This is a genomic window from Glycomyces sp. NPDC049804, from assembly GCF_040674615.1.
In the GTDB taxonomy this organism is placed as follows: Bacteria; Actinomycetota; Actinomycetes; order Mycobacteriales; family Micromonosporaceae; genus Glycomyces; species Glycomyces niveus.
Window position 1 is genome coordinate 12,954 of sequence record NZ_JBFAMQ010000012.1, and the last position, 16,811, is coordinate 29,764.

Consider the following 16,811-nt stretch of genomic DNA (forward strand, 5'->3'; position numbering starts at 1 on the left):
CACATTTGTTACCGGTCACAAACCAAGATCCCCAAGGAGCCCCTCATGCAGCATCCGCCGCTCAGCCGCCGCCGGCTCTTCCAGGCCGCCGGAGTGGCCGCCGCCTCCACCGCCGGCATCGCCTTCGCCCCCGGCACCGCCCAGGCCGCCGACACCCCCGCCGTCCGGTACGTCAACCCGCTCATCGAGCAGCGCGCCGACCCCCACATCTGGCGGCACACCGACGGGTACTACTACTTCACCGCGAGCGTCCCCGCCTACGACCGCATCATCCTGCGGCGCGCGACCACCCTGCAGGGGCTCGCGACCGCCGCCGAGGCCACGATCTGGACCAAGCACGCCACCGGCGAAATGGGCGCGCACATCTGGGCGCCGGAGATCCACCACGTGAACGGCAAGTGGTACATCTACTTCGCGGCCGGGCGCGCCGAGGACAAGTGGGCCATCCGCATGTACGTGCTCGAGAACGCCAGCGCGAACCCGATGAGCGGCACCTGGACCGAGAAGGGCCGCATCGTCACGCCGCGCGACTCGTTCTCGCTCGACGCGACCACGTTCACCCAGGGCTCGACCCGCTACCTCTGCTGGGCCCAGAGCGACCCCGAACTCGGCTCGGGCACCAGCCTGTACCTGGCCGCGATGACGAGCCCGTGGACCATCACCGGCACGCCGGTGCGCATCAGCAAGCCGACCCACGCGTGGGAGACGGTCGGGGTCAAGGTGAACGAAGGCCCGTCGGTCGTGACGCGGAACGGCCGGATCTTCATGACCTTCTCCGCCAGCGCCACCGACGCGAACTACGCGGTCGGGCTCCTGAGCGCCTCGTCGGGCGCGAACCTCCTCGACGCCGCCTCGTGGACGAAGAGCGCGCAGCCGGTGCTGCGCAGCAGCGACGCGACGGGCCAGTACGGTCCGGGCCACAACTCCTGGACGGTCTCCGAGGACGGGCAGAGCGACATCCTCGTCTACCACGCCCGGCCCTACAAGGCCATCAGCGGCGATCCGCTCTACGATCCCAACCGGCACACCAGGGTCCAGAAGGTCTACTGGCGCGCGGACGGCACGCCGGACTTCGGCATCCCGGTCGCCGCGGGCGCCACGCCGTACCGGTTCGCCCTGTACGGGCAGGCCGGCGCCTACCTGAACCACTACGACTACCGGGTCCGGGCGGGCACCGCCGTCGCCATGCTGGCCGATTCGCAGTTCCGGATCGTGCCGGGCCTGGCCGGTTCGGGGACGGTCTCGCTCGAGTCGGCGAACTTCCCCGGCCGCTATGTGCGCCACAAGAACTACGAGCTGTGGATCGAGGCCGACGACGGCTCTTCGGTGTACGACTCGGACGCGAGCTTCTTCCAGCGGAGCGGGCTCGCCGACGCGGGCGCGGTCTCCTTCGAATCGTTCAACTTCCCGGGCCGGTACATCCGCGCCTCGGGAGGATTGGCCAACCTCCAAACGACCGCCACGGCGCAGGACCGCACGGACGCCACGTTCCGCCTGACCTGACCCCCGCGACCGCCCGGAGCCCCGATCGGCTCCGGGCGGTCGAGCGCGCCATGTCGATATCCGCCGCTCGGGGCGCCGCACCTCAGGGGACCGCAACGCCGGCGGCATGCGCACCGGCACCGACTTCGACCCGCTGTCCGACCGGCTGGCGGAGGCGCCCGGGATCCCGGCCGCCACCAGGCGATACACTCGCCCGGACCGACCCCCGAAGGGAGAGCGAGCGTGGCGACGATCGGCGACGTGGCGCGCGAGGCCGGCGTCTCGCGCAGCACCGTCTCGTCCGTGCTCACCGGGCGCAAGTTCGTCACCCCCGAGACGCGCGCCCGCATCGAAGCGGCCATCGCCAAACTCGACTACACGGTGAACACCGGTGCCCGAGCCCTCGCGACCTCCCGCACCATGACCTTCGGCGTCGTCGTCCGCTTCCACGAGGCCGAGTTCAGCCCCGCGCTGGCGACCTACCTCGTGGCCTTCTCCGACGCCGCGCGCGAGCGCGGCTACGCCGTCATGCTCCTCACCGAAGCCGATGGGGCCGAAGCGGTCCGCCAGGCCATCGCGGGCCGCCGGGTGGACGGCCTCATCCTCCTCAACGTGCTCGACGACGACCCGCGCCTGGAGCCGATCAGCCGCTCCGGCTACCCGGCCGTGCTCGTGGGCAACCCCGGGGACGCGCGCGGGACCGACGCCGTCGACCTCGACTTCGCGGCCGCCGCGCGCCTGCTCGTGGACCACCTCGCCGACGCCGGGCACCGGGAGGCGATGTTCGTGCGCTGGCCCGAGGAGCTGTACACCGGCGGCTCGACCTATGCGACCCGGTTCGAGCGGGCGGCGCTGCGCCGCGCGGCCGAGCGGGGCCTGCGCCTGGTGCAGGTGCCGGTCCCGGTCGGCCCCGAGCAGGTGCGCGAGACGCTGCGCGCGGCGCTCCAGGACCCGGCGCTGCCGCGGACCCTCCTGATCCACAACGACGCCGCCGTCGCCATGCTGCCGTTCGTGCTCGGCGACCTCGGCCTCGCGGTGCCCGCCGACCGGAGCGTGGTCTCGCTGCACTCGGCGGAGCTGGCGCGGCTCTACGTGCTCTCGTACACGGCGGTCGAGTCGGACCCGACGGCCGTGGCCGAGGCGGCCGTCGACGTGCTGTGCGAGCGCATCGCGGCGCCCGGTTCGCCCGCCGTGAAGCGCCTCGTCACGCCCCGCCTCGACCGGCGGTCGAGCGTCGCTCCCGCCGACTGAACCCTTGCTTGACGGCGGCCGGAACTCTTGGCATGATTCCCCGCGAACCGGTTCGCGGCGCGAGTCGCCCGCACTAAGGAGAGAGACCCCTATGCAGCTTTTCGAGACGGCGAAGGACGCCATCACCTGGCGCGGGGACGGCGAGACGCTCGTCGTGCAGGCCTGGGGCCGCGACTCGCTGCGGGTCCGGAGCACCCGCGCGGGCGAGGTGCTGGACACCGACTTCGCCCTCCTCGAACCCGAACCCGTGGACGTCGAGATCACTGTGGACGGCGACACGGCGACGCTCGCGAACGGCGCGATCACGGTCGTCATGACCGCGCACAGCGGCCGCGACTGGCAGACCGGCTACGAGCGCTTCTACTGCACGGTCGAGTTCCGCGACGCCGCTGGCGAGACGCTGCTGCGCGAACTCGGCAGCGGCGGCTCGCTCAAGCTCGCCGCCCGCGAGTTCCGGCCGCTGCCCGGCGGCGCGCACCGCCTGCGGGCCGCGTTCGAGCCGGTCGAGGGCGAGAAGCTGTACGGCATGGGCCAGTACCAGCAGGCGATCCTGGACGTGAAGGGCTCCACCTTCGAACTGGCGCACCGCAACTCGCAGGCGAGTGTGCCGTTCGTGGTCTCCAGCGCGGGGTACGGCTTCCTGTGGCACAATCCCGCGATCGGCTCGGCCTCGTTCGCGGCCAACCGGACCGAGTGGATCGCCGAGGCCACGCAGCAGCTCGACTACTGGATCACGGCGGGCCCGACCCCCGCCCGGATCAGCGCCGCGTACGCCGACGCGACCGGGCACGCGCCGATGATGCCCGAGTACGGCCTGGGCTACTGGCAGTGCAAGCTGCGGTACTGGAACCAGGAGCAGCTCCTCGAGGTGGCCCGCGAGTACCGGCGGCGCGGCCTGCCGCTCGACGTGATCGTGGCGGACTTCTTCCACTGGCCCAAGATGGGGGACTTCCGCTTCGAGGAGGAGTTCTGGCCGGACCCGGCCGCGATGGTGGCCGAGCTCAAGGAGATGGGCGTCGAGCTCATGGTCTCGGTGTGGCCGCAGGTCTCGCTGGAGTCGGAGAACTTCAACGAGTTCAAGCAGGGCAACCTGCTCGTGCGCACCGAACGCGGCCTCGACGTGCAGATGGGCTTCCTCGGCCCGAGCATGTTCCTCGACGCCACCAACCCCCGCGCCCGCGAGCGGGCCTGGGAGATCCTCAAGCGCAACTACTTCGACCTGGGCATCAAGGTCTTCTGGCTCGACGAGGCCGAACCCGAGTACGGGGTCTACGACTTCGACAACTACCGCTACCACGCCGGCCCGAACGTCGAGGTCGGCAACGTCTACCCGCAGGCGTTCTCCCGCATGTTCTACGAAGGCCAGCGGGCCGCCGGCCAGGAGGAGGTCGTGAACCTCGTGCGCTGCGCCTGGGCGGGCAGCCAGCGCTACGGCGCCCTGGTGTGGTCGGGCGACATCCAATCGTCCTTCGAGGACTTCCGCCGGCAGATCACCGCGGGGATCCACATGGGCGTGGCGGGCATCCCGTGGTTCACCACGGACATCGGCGGGTTCTGGGGCGGGAACGTCAACGAGCCGGCGTTCCTCGAACTGCTCGTGCGCTGGTTCCAGTTCGGCGCGTTCTGCCCGGTGATGCGGATGCACGGCGACCGCCAGCCCGGCGAGCAGGTCAAGGCCGCGGACGGTTCGGACCGCTGCGGCACGGGCGCGCCGAACGAGCTGTGGAGCTTCGGCGAGGACGTGTACGAGATCCTGGTGCGGTACGTGCGGCTGCGCGAGGCGATGCGGCCGTACACGCGGCGGCTCATGGCCGAGGCGCACGAGGCGGGGCAGCCGGTCATGCGCGGCGTGTTCCACGAGTTCCCGGCCGACCCGGTCTGCTGGGACCTGGCCGACCAGTTCATGTTCGGCCCCGATCTGCTCGTGGCCCCGGTGGTCGAGGCGGACGCGACCGCGCGCCGCGTCTACCTCCCGCAGGGCGCGTCCTGGACCGACCTCCATTCCGGTGCGGTGCACGAGGGCGGGCAGTGGATCGACGCCGAGGCCCCGATCGAGGTGATCCCGGTGTTCGCGCGCGACGGGGCTCTGCCGGAACTGGTCGGCGCGATCTAGGGCCGGTCCTGCGAATCAGACCGGTCGCTGTCCGGCCCGTTCGCCCGCCCGCCGCGTTGTCGGGCCTCCCGATACCACCCCGGTATCGGGAGCGTCTTCCGCCTTGCGAGCGGACAACGGACTTCCGCCGCTCCCTGATGCACCGGACGGGCACTAGGCGGCGGAACTTGACAGGGCTCCGAAACGTGGCGTAGGTTGCGCCTGACAGCGTAGTCAGACCCGTTTTGGAGCCCTATGACCCCCCCGATCACGCCCGAGGGCGTCGACGACGCCCGGCGCAGGCCGCCCGGCATGACCGACGTGGCACGGCTGGCCGGGGTCTCGCAGAAGACCGTCTCCCGCGTCGTCAACAACGAGCGGTACGTGAGCGAGGAGCTGCGCGAGAAGGTCCTCCGCGCCGCCGCCGAGCTCGGCTTCCGCCCCAACACCGCCGCCCGCGCGCTCATCACGGGCCGCTTCAAGCGCATCGGCGTCGTCTCCCTCGGCTCCGCCCTCTACGGCCCCGCCTCGATGCTCGTGGCACTGGAGCGCGCCACCCGCGCCGCCGGGCTCTCCTTCATGGTCGCCAACACCACCGAGGGCCGGCCGGAGGCGGTCCAGGAGTCCGTCGACTGGCTGCTCGCCCAAGGGGTCGACGGCATCATCCTCTCCGAGCCCAAGGACGAGGGCCAGCATCTGCGCCCCGACGCCGGCGTGCCGATCGTGAGCCTCGGCGAGGCGGCCGGCCTCCCCGCCGAGCACGTGGCCCTCACCCGCGGCCGCACCGCCGCGTCCTGCCGCGAGGCCGTCGAGCACCTGCTCGACCTCGGCCACCGGCAGGTGTGGCACATCGCCGCGCCCCAGGACTGGTGGGAAGGGCGCGAGCGCCGCGAGGGCTGGGCCGAGGCCCACCGGGCGCGCGGCATCGAACCGCCCCCGCCCCTGCAGGGCGACTGGACCCCCGCGGGCGGGTACGCCGCCGGGCGCCTCCTGCCGCCCGAGGCCACGGCCGTGTTCTGCGCCAACGACGACACCGCGATCGGGCTCGCCCGCGCGCTCCACGAAGCCGGGCGGCGCGTCCCCGAGGACGTCTCCCTCGTCGGCTTCGACGACATCCCCGCCGCCGCCTACCTCACCCCGCCGCTGACCACCGTCCAGCAGGACTTCGAAGGCGACGCGACCCACGCCCTCGAGCATCTCCTGCGGCTCCTGCCCGGGGCCGCGCCGCAGGAGGCGACGCCGGCCGCACCGCGCCGGCGCCTCGTCGTCCGCGCCTCCACCGCACCGCCCCTCACCGAGTAGTGCCAGCTGGCGAATCCTGAACCGCACTGGCGCGCAACAGGAAGGACCGATGTCGGATGCATCCCCGTTTCAGTCGCAGGAGCGGCCTCGCGGCCGCCCTCGCGAGCCCGTTGGCGCTCGCGGCCTGCGGCAGGCACACCGTCGACCCGCCCGCGAACGTCACCCGGGCGCAGATCGACGAGGCCATGGACACGCCCACCGAGCTGAACTTCTGGACCTGGGTGCCCGGCATCGAGAAAGAGGTCGAGCGCTTCCACCAGGTCTACCCGAAGGTCAAAGTGGACGTCGTCAACGCCGGCCAGGGCAACCCGCACTACGCCAAGCTCCGCACCGCGCTGCGCGCCGGGAACGGCGCCCCCGACATCGCCCAGCTCGAATACCAGATGATCCCGTCCTTCGTCATCACCGACGACCTGCTCGACCTCGCCCCATACGGCGCCAATGACATCGGCGACCAGTTCGTCGAGTTCGCCTGGTCCCAGGTGTCCGGCGCGAACGGCGAGGTCTGGGCCATCCCGCAGGACACCGGCCCCATGGGCATGCTCTACCGCGAGGACCTCTTCCAGGCCCACGGCATCGACGTGCCCGCCACCTGGGACGACTTCGCCGCCGCCGCAGCCGCACTGCGCGCGGCCGACCCCGAGGTCTACCTGACGAACTTCGCGCCCTCCCAAGGCGCGTTCTTCGCCGCCATGCTCTGGCAGGCCGGCGCCGACCCGTTCGGCGGCTCCGAAGGCCCCGACCTCAACGTCGACCTCACCTCGCCCGAGGCCGAGAAGGTCGCCCGCTACTGGGGCGACCTGTCCGAACAGGACCTCATCTCGGTCGACGCCGACTTCAACGACCAGTGGTACCAGGCCCTCAACAAAGGCAAGTACGCCACCTGGGTCGCCCCCGCCTGGGCTCCGACCTTCCTCCAGTCCGCCGCCGCCTCCACGGCCGGCCGCTGGCGCGTCGCACCGCTCCCGCAATGGGAAGCGGGGCAGCAGGTCTCGTCCAACTGGGGCGGCTCCACCTCCGCCGTCATGGCCACCACCCGCAACCCGATCGCCGCCGCCGTCTTCGCCCAGTTCGTCAACACCGACCCGGAGTCGACCGCGACCATGGCGAACGAGCAGTTCCTCTACCCGCCCACCAAGGCGATCCTCGACGACCCCGCCTTCACCGGCCAGCGGCTCGATTTCTACGGCGGCCAGGAGGTCAACGGCCTCTTCGCCCAGATCGGCGAGACCGTCGACCCCGGCTTCCAATGGGCCCCGTTCCAGGACAAGGTCTACGCCGACTTCACCGCCACCGTCGGCACGGCCGTCGCCGAGAAGACCGACGCCGTCGCCGCCATGGAGGCGTGGCAGCAGCGCATCGCAGAGTACGCCGAATACCAGGGATTCACGGTGAGGCAGCCATGACCGACACCCGCACCCGCCGGCCGGGCGCACCGCGCCCGTTCACGGCTCGCAGGCTCCGCCGAGGCCGCAGGGGCCTGGCCGGGTACATGTTCGTGGCCCCGTTCATGATCGTGTTCCTCGCGATGTTCGCCCTCCCGCTCCTCTACGCCGCCTACTTCAGCCTCTTCCGCGAACAGCTCGTGGGCGGCAACGTCTTCGTCGGCCTCGAGAACTACACCCGCGCGTTCGGCGACGAGCAGCTGTGGACCGGCATCGCCCGCGTCTGCCTCTTCTTCCTCATCCAGGTCCCGATCATGCTCGTCGCCGCGCTCGCCTTCGCGCTCGCGCTCGACACCGGCCTCACCCGCCTCAAGCGGACCACCCGGCTCGGCATCTTCGTCCCGTACGCCGTCCCCGGCGTCATCGCGACCCTCATGTGGGGCTTCCTCTACGGACCCGACTTCGGGCCCTTCGCGCAACTCACCGCGGCCGTCGGTCTCAGCGCGCCCGACTTCCTCAGCGAGCGCCTCATGCTCGGCTCCCTCGCCAACATCGTGTTCTGGGAGTTCACCGGGTACAACATGGTGATCCTCTACGCCGCGCTCCGCTCGGTCTCCGCCGACATCTACGAGGCCGCCGCCGTCGACGGCGCGGGGCAGTGGCGCATCGCCTGGAGCATCAAGATCCCCGCCCTCAAAGGCGCGCTCGCCGTCTGCATGATCTTCTCCATCATCGGCAGCCTCCAGCTGTTCAACGAACCGCAGCTCATGCAGTCCCTGGCGCCCACCGTGATCGACGAGGCCTACACGCCCAACCTCTACGCCTACAACCTCGCGTTCGTGGGCCAGGAGTACAACTACGCCGCCGCCGTCTCGTTCGTGCTCGGCCTGGTCATCCTGGCCGGCTCGTACGCGTTCATGTTCGCCACCGACCGCAGGAGCCGGCGATGACCACGATCAGCAAGCCGCGCCCCCGCAAGCCGAAGCGCAGCACCGTCCTCACCATCGGCATGCTCGCCGCCGCGGCCTACTTCCTGCTCCCGCTGTTCTGGCTCGTCGTCGCCTCCAGCAAGACCAGCGAGGACCTGTTCTCCACCTTCGGACTCTGGTTCTCCGGCGACTTCCACCTGATCGAGAACATCAGCCTCACGCTCACCCAGGACGACGGCGTCTTCCTCCGGTGGCTGTGGAACACCCTCCTGTACGCGGTCACCGCCGCGGGCGGCGGCGCGCTCCTGGCCGCCCTCGCCGGATACGGCTTCTCCAAGTACCGCTTCAAAGGCGACCGCACCATGTTCATGGTCGTCCTCGGCGCGGTCATGGTCCCCACGACCGCACTCGCGATCCCGACCTACCTGGTGTTCAGCGAGATCGGCCTCGCCGACACGCCCTGGGCGATCATCCTGCCCTCGCTCGTCAACCCGTTCGGGCTGCTCCTCATGCGCGTCTACGTCGAGGCCTCGGTGCCCGACAGCCTGCTCGAGGCCGCCCGCATCGATGGCGCGAGCGAGTTCCGGATCTTCTTCCAAGTCGTGCTGCGCCTCCTCGCGCCCGGCTTCGCGACGGTCCTGCTGTTCGCCCTGGTGCACACCTGGAACAACTACTTCCTGCCGCTCATCATGCTCAACGACCCCGAGCTGTACCCGATCACCGTGGGGCTGGCGCGCTGGCAGGGCCAGGCCGCCGCGGCGGGCGGCTCGAGCGGCGACCTCGTCCCGCTGGTGATCACCGGTTCGCTGCTGTCGATCATCCCGCTGGTGATCGCGTTCCTGTTCCTGCAGCGGTACTGGCAGTCCGGTCTCGTCGCGGGGGCGGTGAAGCAGTGAACCACCGGGATGCGGAACGCGTTCGAATATGAAGTTCTCATAACGAATCCGTAAGCACTCCTTCGGATCCGGAGGCCGCCGCCCGCGCCCGCGCGGGCGGCGGTTTCGCGTCCGCGCTGCTCAACCCCGCCGAGAGCTTGGAAACGCCTTGGTGTCCAAGCGATTACGGATATTCGGGGCGAGGGGTGCCGAACCGCGGGATTCGGAAAGGTGTGCTTATCATTGGCGCCATCTCCGCTCTTGCGCGCGCCAGCGAATCCAACCCTTCGCGGGCGCGCCACCCAGAGAGCGCTCACCGGCGTGCGCCGAGACAGCACCGGCGCAGGCGTGGGAGCGCGCATCATCAACGGATAGGCGACCTCAATGGCCGAACGCGTCATCGACACCGAAGCGCTCGAGGAGTACCGGACCGTCGTCCGCGAGCAGCTCGACCTCCTCGAATCCCTCATCCCGCGCATGGAGAACGGCCAGCGGCTGGGCCTCCTGCCCGCCTTCGGGCAGCTCGACGCCTCCGCGACCGCCCGCACGAACTACGAGACGTTCCATCAGACCACTTGGGACAATCTGCAGGACCTCCGCGAGGCCCTGCACGGGATGATCAAGACCCTCAACGACTCCGCCGACCTCGCCGAGGAGTCGGACCAGACCGCCGCGGACGAGATGGACGGCTATGACTCGCTCCTCTGACCGGCCGCGCCCCCACCACACCGTTCACCTCGAGGTCGAGAGCGAGTAGCCACCGATGTCCGAAGAGGAAAAGTTCGAGCGCACCGACTACGGCAAGCTCGCCGAGGGGCTGAGCGGCGCCTCCTACACGACCGCCCAGAACTCGCTGCGGGTGAGCCCGCAGTGCAGCCACGACGAGTGCACGAACGCCACTGAGGACCCGGCCGAGCCCGCCTGGGTCAAGCTCATGTCGGCCGTGCCCAGGGCCGACCAGATCGACTCCATCAAGGCCGCGCGCGAGGGCACGATGATGCTCCCCGAGGGCCAGACCATCAAGAGCATGGTCGCCTCGATCCGGCCCCAGCCCGAGGCGGACTACGCCCTCGACACCATCCGCGACGAGTGGATCGAGTTCCAGGAGGCGTTCGCGGCGATCGCCCCGAAGCTCAAGGAGGGCCTGTCGACCCTCTCGGGCTTCTGGAAGGGCGACGACTTCGACGCCTTCGAGGAGCAGGCCGAGACCGTCCTCAAGAACTGCAAGACGGTGAGCGGCGACATCGCCGGCGAGGACGGCAAGGGCGGCGTCGTGAAGCTCTTGGACGACAAGCAGTCCGAGATCTACGACCAGCAGGGCGGCACCTCCTGCGTCTACCCGGCGCCGAAGTTCTACATGCAGGGCACCAGCTGCGGCTCGCACCAGATCCACATCCGGCCGCCGTTCTTCAAGAACTGCGAGATCCACAAGAACGACGAGATCAAGAAGGCGGTCGAGCTCGCCGGGTTCGACCCGACGGTGATCGACGAGGTCCAGGAGGGCCGCGAGACCACGTACAACCGGTGGCTCGAGTACGTCAACGCCAACCCCGAGTACGAAGTGGACGGACTCAAGGGCGAGGAGCTGGCCCGCAAGAAGGCCGACGAGTACGCCGACGAGCAGCTGATCGCCTTGGGGGCGGAGGGCTCCGAGCAGCTCGAGGAGGAGTCCGCCCGCGTCAACGAAGAGGTGACCGAGCGGCACGCGAACGTGGAGGCCCACGTCCAGGAGATCGCGCCCGACGTGCGCAAGGCCGAGCCGACCGCCTTCAACGACGGCGAGACCGACAAGTTCGACCCCCCGGAACTGGACGCGGGCGGGGGCGGCGGCATGCCCGACCTCGGCGGCGGCATGGACTCCATCACCCCGCCCACCGACCTGAAGGGCCTGGGCGGCAACCCGGACACGAGCGGCCTCAACGCCAACGGCCTCAACGGCACCGGCTACAACGGCGGCAACCTTCCGGGCGACGTGAACGGCAGCGGCGGCCTCAATGGACTGAACGACGAGAACCCGTTCGCGTCCAACTACAACCCCGACGACCTCACCGGCAACGGCGGGAACCCGCCCGGGAGCTACAACGGCGCGGGCCTGGACTCGCTGGGCGGCACCGGCCTCGGGCCGAACGGCGGCGCGCCGCCGACCGACTACACGGGCGCGGGCGGCCTGAACGGGCTCGACGACAACCCTTGGAACGCCAGCGCCGACCCCGACGACGTGAGCGGCGGTCTCGCCAGCGGCGGCACGACCACGCTGCCGCCCACCGGCGTCGGCGGCAGCACCCTCGGCCCGGGCAGCAGCCACCTGCCGCCCCCGATCGTCACGCAGCCGAGCGGCACGCGCGGCATCACCCCGCCGCGCTCGTCCGGCCCCCGCAAACTCGACTCCGGTCGCAGCACCGGCCTCGGCGCAGGTCCGGGTTCCGGTTCGGGCTCGGGTCCGCGCAAGCTCGACTCCGGACGCACGTCCGGCCTCTCCGGTGGCGGCTCCGGCGGCGGTTCGGCCCCCGGTTCCACCCGTGGCGGCAGCCTCGGTTCGGGCGCCGGTGGGCGCGGCATGGGCGGCGCCATGGGCGCGGCCGGTGCCGCCGGCGCGGGTGCGGGTGCGGGCGGACGCGGCACCGGCGCGGGCGGCGGCATGATGGGCGGCCCCGTCGGCGGCGGCGGGCAGCGCCCGGAGGACGACAAGGAGATGGAGCGCCAGTTCTGGATCGCCGAGGACGAGGACGTCTGGGGCGGTGGACCCGAGGACGAGGAAGAGGACCCCTACGCGTAGTGGCCGCGGGGCGGGGGCACCGAGGTGATCGGCCGACTCCCCGCCCCCGGCTTCACCGCGGCGGCACGATCATGTCGACCGCCACGGTGACCAGCTCTCTGGTGCGCCCCTCCCCGAACACCTCCGGGAGCGTCAGCTGCTCGGTGATGAGCCAGTTCAGCGCCAGGTAGAGCATTTCGACCGACCGGGCGTCCCCGGGCATGCCCGTCTCGAGGTGGAAGTCGATGTTGGCCTGGAGGTTCTCCCGGATCTGCGCGGTGAGGACCTTCCGCAGCTCGGGGCGGCGCGTGGCCTCGAGCCGCAGTTCGAGCATCGCCAGGAACCCCGAGCCGAAGCCGGTGATCCGCTCGACCATCTCGTGCATGAGCCGCTCCACCGAAGCCCGCGTGCGCGGCAGCGCGAGCGCTTCGCCGATCACCGCGGCCCCGGGGTCGAGCCGCTGGAACACCCGCCGACCCGCTTGCACCAGTAGCGCATCGCGGTTCGCGAAGTAGTTCGAGGCGGTGCCGATCGGCACTCCCGCCTGGTTGTCGACGGCCCGGAACGTCAGTCCGCGCGCCCCCTGGCCTGCGAGCACTTCGATGGCCGCGTCGATCAGGGCCGTCCGTCGCTCGGGATTCTGCCGCATCGTCTCCACCCTCCGGTTGACACCACTCCGAATGTAGTGGTAAGTTCAAACCACTTCATTCATAGTACTTCAAACGGAGTGTGTATGCGCGAGCAGAACCGCAAGCTCACCTACTACATCGGCGCCACGATCGACGGCTACATCGCCGGCCCGGACGACCAGGTCGAGGACTTCCCGCTCGACCCCGACCTCCTCGGCGCCATCAAGGAGCACTGGCCCGAGACCATCCCGACCCACGTGCGCGAGCCGCTCGGCGTCGCCGACGCCCCGAACCGCAGCTTCGACGCCGTCATCATGGGCCGGGGCACCTACGACCCGGGCCTCAAGCTCGGCATCACCAGCCCGTACGCCCACCTGGACCAGTACGTCGTGACCACCACGCTCGGCGCGGACACCGACCCCGGCGTCACCTTCGTCGGCACCGACCCGCTCGCCTTCGTGCGCGACCTCAAAGCCCAAGAGGGCGGCGGGATCTGGCTCGCGGGGGGCGGCAAGCTCGCCGCCGCGCTCATCGACGAGATCGACGAGATCGTCGTCAAGCGCTACCGCGTCCTCATCGGGGGCGGCATCCCCATGTTCGCCGGTTCGTACCGGCCGACGGCGTTCACCCTCGAATCGAACCGCTCCCTCGAATCCGGGGCGTCGATCCAGACCTACCGGAAGGCGTAGCCTATGCGCGAACTCACCTACTATGTCGGATCCTCATTGGACGGCTACATCGCCGGGCCGCGCGGGGAGTTCGACGGCCTGCCCATGGAACTCGACGTGGCGGCCGCGATGAACGGGCTGCGGCCGGAGACGGTCCCGACCGCATTCCGCGAGGCCGCCGGCCTCGCCGGCGCGCCGAACCGGGAGTTCGACACCGTGCTCATGGGCGCGGCCACCTATCGGGCCGGCCGCACCCCCAGCCCGTACGCCCACCTGCGGCAGTACGTGTTCACCGCCGCGGGCGAAGTGGACTCCCCGGACGTCACGGCGGTCGCCGCCGCTCCGGCCGCATTCGTCCGCGGTCTCAAAGCCGAAGCGGGCCTGGGCATCTGGCTGTGCGGCGGGGGCCGCCTCGCCGCCTCCCTGGCGGCGGAGATCGACCGGATCGTCGTCAAGCGCTACCCGGTGCTCTTCGGCGCGGGCATCCCCATGTTCGCGGGTGACTACGCGCCGCTGGGCTTTACGCTCGTTGAAAACCGCGCCTTCGACTCGGGGGCGGTCGTCCAGACCTACCGGAAGGCATAGCCCCTTGCGACTCCTCCAGCTCCTCTCGCTCCTCGCGTCCGTGCTCAGCGTCGGCCTCGTGGCGGGGCTCTTCACCGGGTTCTCGTACGCGGTGATGCCCGGCCTCAAGATCCTCGACGACCGCGGCTGGATCGCCGGGATGCAGAGCATCAACCGCGTGATCCTCAACGGCTGGTTCATGACGGCGTTCCTCGGCTCGGTGCTCTTCACGGCCGCCGCGCTCGCACTGAACTGGTTCTCCGGCGACCGCGCCGCGTCCCCGTGGCTGCTGCTCGCCCTCGTCCTGGCCCTGGTCATGTTCATCGGCACCATCGCGGTCAACGTGCCGATGAACGACCGCCTCGAAGCCGCGGGCGACCCGGCCGCGATCGCCGACCCCGCCGCGCTCCGCGCGAGCATCGAATCGCGCTGGATCGCCTGGAACACCGTGCGGGGCGTCGCCTCGCTCCTGTCGCTGCTCGCCCTGGCCTGGGCGCTCGTCGTCCACGGCCGCAGCGGCTCATAGTCCGACACGAACAACGGGGCGACCAGCGATGGTCGCCCCGTTTCGCCTTGCGCCGCTTAGCAGCCGATGCTGCCGAAGCGCTCCTTGACCACGTTCACCACGGACGGGCGGGGGAGCGCCCCCTCAGGACCGTCGGGCCACTGCGAGGCCGGGGTCTCGGCGGTCGCGCCGTCGACCTCGCCGGGGTGCTGCACGGCCACCAGGATGTGGCGGTCCTGGACGACCGGGCCGCAGGTCTCCGCGCCGAGCGGCACGGTCAGGAACTGCTTGGTGAGGCCGCGGGTCGGGCCGGTGAGCGAGACGCCGAACAGGCCGTCGTTGGCGCCCAGGGCGTTGCCGTCGGTGGAGATCCACAGGTTGCCCTGCGGGTCGAACGCGACGTTGTCGGGGCAGGAGATGGGGCTGACCTTCTCCTTGGGGTAGCCCGAGAAGTACGTGCTCGGGTCCTCGGGGTCGCCGCAGACGAGCAGCAGCCGCCAGCCGAACGCGGTGGCCGCGACGTCGTTCTGGCGCTCCTCCAGCTCGAGCACGTGGCCGTGCTTGTTGCTGTTGCGCGGGTTGGCCTCGTCGGCCGCGGCCTTGCCGGCGGCGCCGCGCTGGGAGTTGTTGGTGAGGGCCGCGTAGACCTTGCCGGTCTTGGGGTTGACCTCGACGTCCTCGGGGCGGTCCATCTTGGTCGCGCCGACCTTGTCGCCCGCGAGGCGGGTGAACACGTACACCTCTTCGGCGGTCATGCCGTCCACGAAGGACTCGTCGCCGCTGGCGAGCTTGATCCACTCGCCGGTGCCGTCGAACGCGCCGTCCTCGGGGAGCGCGCCGGTGCCGTCGATCTCGCCGGGGCTGTCGCCGGTGAACCTGGCGACGTAGAGGGTGCCCTCGTCGAGGAGCTTGCGGTTGTGTTCGCGGGCGGCGCGGCCCGAGCCGGACTTCATCTTGTGCTTGGAGACGAACTTGTACATGTAGTCGAAGCGCTCGTCGTCGCCCATGTACACGACCACGCGGCCGTAGCGGTCCACGCGCGGCCCGGCGCCCTCGTGCTTGAAGCGGCCCAGGGCGGTGCGCTTGCGCGGGGTCCAGTCGGGGTCGTACGGGTCGAGCTCGACGATCCAGCCGAAGCGGTTGGGCTCGTTGGGCTCCTGGAGCACGTCGAAGCGCGCGTCGTACTGCTCCCACTTGCGCTCGCTGGCGTTCCCGGAGAGGCCGTAGCGGGCGAGGCGGGCCTTCGCGGTCGGGTCGGCGACCTGGCCGGCGTTCGCGAAGTACTGGTTGAAGTTCTCCTCGCCGGAGAGGATGGTGCCCCACGGGGTGACGCCGCCGGCGCAGTTGTTGAGGGTGCCGAGCGCGAGCGCCCCTTCGGCGTCCGCGGTGGTCTTGAGGAGGTCGCTGCCCGCCGCCGGCCCGGAGAGGACGAACTCGGAGGTGGCGGTGACGCGGCGGTTGAGCTCGTGGCCGACGACCGGGGTGAGGTCGCCGGTGTGCTTGTCCTCGTCCAGGACCACGACGGAGAGGCCGTGCGACGCCCAGCCGATCTCGACCTGCTCGCGGGTGGGGGCGGCCGAGTCGTAGCCGAAGTGCATCATCTCTTCGCTGGTGTACTCGTGGTTGGCCACGAGCACCTTGCGGCGCCGCTCACCGGGGAGGTCGAGCAGGGCGAGGAAGTCGCAGTTGTAGCCGAACTGGCCGGCGGCGTCCTCGGGGGTCTGCGCCTCGGGGTCGAAGTCGTTGACGTCGTCCAGGATCGGGTCGCCCCAGCGGATCACGACCTGCTGCTCGTACCCGTCGGGGATGGTGACGGCGTCCTCGGTGTTCGGCTCGATGGCGTCGAAGCGCAGGCCGCGCGGGACCGAGCCCCAGAACGCCGAGGTCTGAGCGTCGGCCTCGGAGGCGAACGCGGCGTTGCCGAGCGCCCCCGCGGCGCCGACGCCCGCGGTCACCGTGGCGCCGGCCTTGAACAGACCGCGGCGGGAGACGGCGGAGGCGATGAGGTCGCCCATGTAGGGGTTGTCCGAGGTGTTCGGGACGGGGTGGCTGCAGGCGTCGCCGCAGCGGTAGAGACAGGTGAGCTGCGAGCGGCCGCCGATGTGGTCGGAGAGCAGCGGCAGCTTGCGCCGGTTGGCACGCGGATTCATTTGGGACTCCTATGGCAGTACGTCCGGAACAGGATCGCCGATGCGCGGGTCGGGGCGGCGACGGCGCGTTCCGATTCCGGAGGCTATGCGCCGCGGGTACCCCGTTCGCCAACCGTAAGTGAACAAAAGGTGAAGGGGCGCTCTCGGATTGCGCATCGCCCACCGGTTTTCGGAAATGCTTTCGGTCTCGTCGCGGCGAGGCGGCGTTCCGCAGCATGAGACCC

Annotated in this window: 14 protein-coding genes; 12 read left to right on the forward strand and 2 right to left on the reverse strand. The window is 70.6% G+C overall.

Going from position 1 to position 16,811, the window contains the following annotated elements:
• Nucleotides 1-45: 45 nt before the first annotated feature.
• The 9 genes from AB0K52_RS18430 (at nucleotide 46) to AB0K52_RS18470 (ending at nucleotide 12,092) form a co-directional block, all read left to right on the forward strand.
• A complete protein-coding gene (locus tag AB0K52_RS18430) occupies nucleotides 46-1,503 on the forward strand; it encodes a family 43 glycosylhydrolase (protein WP_363533512.1) in 1,458 nt (485 codons plus the stop codon).
• A 222-nt stretch (nucleotides 1,504-1,725) separates the two neighbouring features.
• Nucleotides 1,726-2,733 carry a LacI family DNA-binding transcriptional regulator gene (locus AB0K52_RS18435; RefSeq protein WP_363533515.1) on the forward strand — a complete coding sequence of 336 codons (1,008 nt, stop codon included), beginning with the start codon at nucleotides 1,726-1,728 and terminating at the stop codon, nucleotides 2,731-2,733.
• A gap of 91 nt (nucleotides 2,734-2,824) precedes the next feature.
• Nucleotides 2,825-4,846, forward strand: coding sequence for a TIM-barrel domain-containing protein (locus AB0K52_RS18440; RefSeq protein ID WP_363533518.1), 2,022 nt, complete (start codon nucleotides 2,825-2,827; stop codon nucleotides 4,844-4,846).
• A 234-nt stretch (nucleotides 4,847-5,080) separates the two neighbouring features.
• Nucleotides 5,081-6,127 carry a LacI family DNA-binding transcriptional regulator gene (locus tag AB0K52_RS18445; RefSeq protein WP_363533521.1) on the forward strand — a complete coding sequence of 349 codons (1,047 nt, stop codon included), beginning with the start codon at nucleotides 5,081-5,083 and terminating at the stop codon, nucleotides 6,125-6,127.
• A gap of 56 nt (nucleotides 6,128-6,183) precedes the next feature.
• Complete coding sequence (locus AB0K52_RS18450; RefSeq protein ID WP_363533524.1) at nucleotides 6,184-7,533, forward strand: extracellular solute-binding protein; 1,350 nt, start codon at nucleotides 6,184-6,186, stop codon at nucleotides 7,531-7,533.
• A gap of 86 nt (nucleotides 7,534-7,619) precedes the next feature.
• Nucleotides 7,620-8,462, forward strand: coding sequence for a sugar ABC transporter permease (locus tag AB0K52_RS18455; RefSeq protein ID WP_363533928.1), 843 nt, complete (start codon nucleotides 7,620-7,622; stop codon nucleotides 8,460-8,462).
• On the forward strand, nucleotides 8,459-9,337 hold the full coding sequence (locus AB0K52_RS18460) for a carbohydrate ABC transporter permease (RefSeq protein ID WP_363533527.1): 879 nt from the start codon (nucleotides 8,459-8,461) through the stop codon (nucleotides 9,335-9,337). The genes AB0K52_RS18455 and AB0K52_RS18460 overlap by 4 nt, the downstream gene beginning before the upstream one ends.
• A gap of 363 nt (nucleotides 9,338-9,700) precedes the next feature.
• Entirely contained in the window at nucleotides 9,701-10,024 is a 324-nt protein-coding gene (locus AB0K52_RS18465; protein WP_363533530.1) for a hypothetical protein, read from the forward strand.
• A 55-nt stretch (nucleotides 10,025-10,079) separates the two neighbouring features.
• The gene (locus AB0K52_RS18470; RefSeq protein ID WP_363533532.1) at nucleotides 10,080-12,092 is read left to right on the forward strand and encodes a hypothetical protein; all 2,013 of its coding nucleotides are present in this window, start codon (nucleotides 10,080-10,082) and stop codon (nucleotides 12,090-12,092) included.
• Between the two features lie 52 nt (nucleotides 12,093-12,144).
• On the opposite strand, the gene AB0K52_RS18475 is transcribed toward AB0K52_RS18470, so the two are convergent.
• The gene (locus AB0K52_RS18475; protein ID WP_363533535.1) at nucleotides 12,145-12,720 is read right to left on the reverse strand and encodes a TetR family transcriptional regulator; all 576 of its coding nucleotides are present in this window, start codon (nucleotides 12,718-12,720) and stop codon (nucleotides 12,145-12,147) included.
• Between the two features lie 84 nt (nucleotides 12,721-12,804).
• Between AB0K52_RS18475 and AB0K52_RS18480 the strand changes: the two genes are divergently transcribed.
• From AB0K52_RS18480 to AB0K52_RS18490, 3 genes are read left to right on the forward strand one after another with little or no spacing between them, the layout of a single operon-like run.
• Nucleotides 12,805-13,389, forward strand: a complete 585-nt coding sequence (locus AB0K52_RS18480; protein ID WP_363533538.1) for a dihydrofolate reductase family protein — start codon at nucleotides 12,805-12,807, stop codon at nucleotides 13,387-13,389.
• Nucleotides 13,390-13,392: 3 nt separating this feature from the next.
• Entirely contained in the window at nucleotides 13,393-13,953 is a 561-nt protein-coding gene (locus tag AB0K52_RS18485) for a dihydrofolate reductase family protein (protein ID WP_363533541.1), read from the forward strand.
• A gap of 4 nt (nucleotides 13,954-13,957) precedes the next feature.
• Entirely contained in the window at nucleotides 13,958-14,458 is a 501-nt protein-coding gene (locus AB0K52_RS18490) for an anthrone oxygenase family protein (RefSeq protein WP_363533544.1), read from the forward strand.
• Between the two features lie 56 nt (nucleotides 14,459-14,514).
• Here AB0K52_RS18490 and AB0K52_RS18495 read toward each other — a convergent pair whose 3' ends face one another.
• Nucleotides 14,515-16,587 (reverse strand): PhoX family phosphatase, encoded by a 2,073-nt coding sequence (locus AB0K52_RS18495; protein ID WP_363533546.1) that lies wholly within the window; start codon nucleotides 16,585-16,587, stop codon nucleotides 14,515-14,517.
• Nucleotides 16,588-16,811 lie beyond the last annotated feature (224 nt).

Excerpts from the sequence above, each read along its gene's own strand:
- AB0K52_RS18430 (WP_363533512.1), top strand. The coding sequence starts at position 46 with ATGCAGCATCCGCCGCTCAGCCGCCGCCGGCTCTTCCAGGCCGCCGGA.
- AB0K52_RS18440 (WP_363533518.1), top strand. The coding sequence starts at position 2,825 with ATGCAGCTTTTCGAGACGGCGAAGGACGCCATCACCTGGCGCGGGGAC.
- AB0K52_RS18445 (WP_363533521.1), top strand. The coding sequence starts at position 5,081 with ATGACCCCCCCGATCACGCCCGAGGGCGTCGACGACGCCCGGCGCAGG.
- AB0K52_RS18450 (WP_363533524.1), top strand. The coding sequence starts at position 6,184 with ATGCATCCCCGTTTCAGTCGCAGGAGCGGCCTCGCGGCCGCCCTCGCG.
- AB0K52_RS18455 (WP_363533928.1), top strand. The coding sequence starts at position 7,620 with ATGTTCGTGGCCCCGTTCATGATCGTGTTCCTCGCGATGTTCGCCCTC.
- AB0K52_RS18460 (WP_363533527.1), top strand. The coding sequence starts at position 8,459 with ATGACCACGATCAGCAAGCCGCGCCCCCGCAAGCCGAAGCGCAGCACC.
- AB0K52_RS18465 (WP_363533530.1), top strand. The coding sequence starts at position 9,701 with ATGGCCGAACGCGTCATCGACACCGAAGCGCTCGAGGAGTACCGGACC.
- AB0K52_RS18470 (WP_363533532.1), top strand. The coding sequence starts at position 10,080 with ATGTCCGAAGAGGAAAAGTTCGAGCGCACCGACTACGGCAAGCTCGCC.
- AB0K52_RS18475 (WP_363533535.1), bottom strand. The coding sequence starts at position 12,720 with ATGCGGCAGAATCCCGAGCGACGGACGGCCCTGATCGACGCGGCCATC.
- AB0K52_RS18480 (WP_363533538.1), top strand. The coding sequence starts at position 12,805 with ATGCGCGAGCAGAACCGCAAGCTCACCTACTACATCGGCGCCACGATC.
- AB0K52_RS18485 (WP_363533541.1), top strand. The coding sequence starts at position 13,393 with ATGCGCGAACTCACCTACTATGTCGGATCCTCATTGGACGGCTACATC.
- AB0K52_RS18495 (WP_363533546.1), bottom strand. The coding sequence starts at position 16,587 with ATGAATCCGCGTGCCAACCGGCGCAAGCTGCCGCTGCTCTCCGACCAC.